This window comes from Thauera terpenica 58Eu (assembly GCF_000443165.1).
GTDB lineage: Bacteria > Pseudomonadota > Gammaproteobacteria > Burkholderiales > Rhodocyclaceae > Thauera > Thauera terpenica.
In genome coordinates, this window is the sequence record NZ_ATJV01000127.1 from 1 (window position 1) to 807 (window position 807).

General features: G+C 55.4%; 1 protein-coding gene and 1 pseudogene. One reads left to right on the forward strand and one right to left on the reverse strand.

What is annotated here, in order from left to right:
- The first annotated feature begins 273 nt into the window (after positions 1–273).
- Positions 274–525 carry a hypothetical protein gene (locus M622_RS39195; protein ID WP_157282163.1) on the forward strand — a complete coding sequence of 84 codons (252 nt, stop codon included), beginning with the start codon at positions 274–276 and terminating at the stop codon, positions 523–525.
- 69 nt (positions 526–594) lie between these two features.
- Here M622_RS39195 and M622_RS39200 read toward each other — a convergent pair.
- Positions 595–807: pseudogene (locus M622_RS39200) on the reverse strand (IS5/IS1182 family transposase); the annotation flags it as partial.

An 807-nucleotide genomic window follows, 5' to 3' on the forward strand; every position in this document is an offset into this window, starting at 1 on the left:
GGCTGGGCTTGCAGCGCGTCATGGATGCCGCCGCCACCATACAGGCGCTACGCGATGAGACGGCGTGAGTTGTGTATAACGACATGACTCTAGGCTTCCCGACGAAACGCGTGCTTCAGACAATGATCGGCACGGGGTTCATTGGCAGCGTCGTCGCGGCCGTCCTAAGCGGAGAGACCCTAGCTAACTTATCCATGCTACTAGTCCTCGGTGGAATTGAGGGCTTACTCAACGAGCGCGAACGGAAAGCCAGCGCCAGCAGAAGGGGCTAAATTGAAATATCAGGCAGTGCTCTCTGGTGCCTCAGTAAAACTTAAAATGGACGTAGTCCCGGGTAGCCTAGTTCCCTTTGATGCCTTCCGTATCATCGGCACCTCGCTCGTGTTCCGTAACGAACGCATTGGCACAACACTTTCCGATGCTGATCTGCTCGATGGATACTCGTTTGCTGTCAAGAACCAGAATCTCTGTGGTTGTTTCGATGCGCAGAGAAGAGTGTTCTTTGCGGCGTTGGTGCACTATTAACAAACGCTTATATAACAATGGCCTAGATTCTGAGATTTCGGCATGATTCGCCCCTTTCCCCGGTCCGCTTCATGCAGCAGGCGCAATTTGCCCAGCCCGGACCGATCGCGGCATGCCCAGGTAGGTGAAGCCGTTAAGGATGACCACCCGGACATGAGCCTCGGCCACCTGACGCTCGAAGGTTCTCGAGAACAGCCGGTCGCCCAGTTGCTTGAGGCGAAACATCATGTTCTCGGCAAGGCTGCGCCGATGGTAGCCACTGTCTTCTTTCCAGCCGTCACG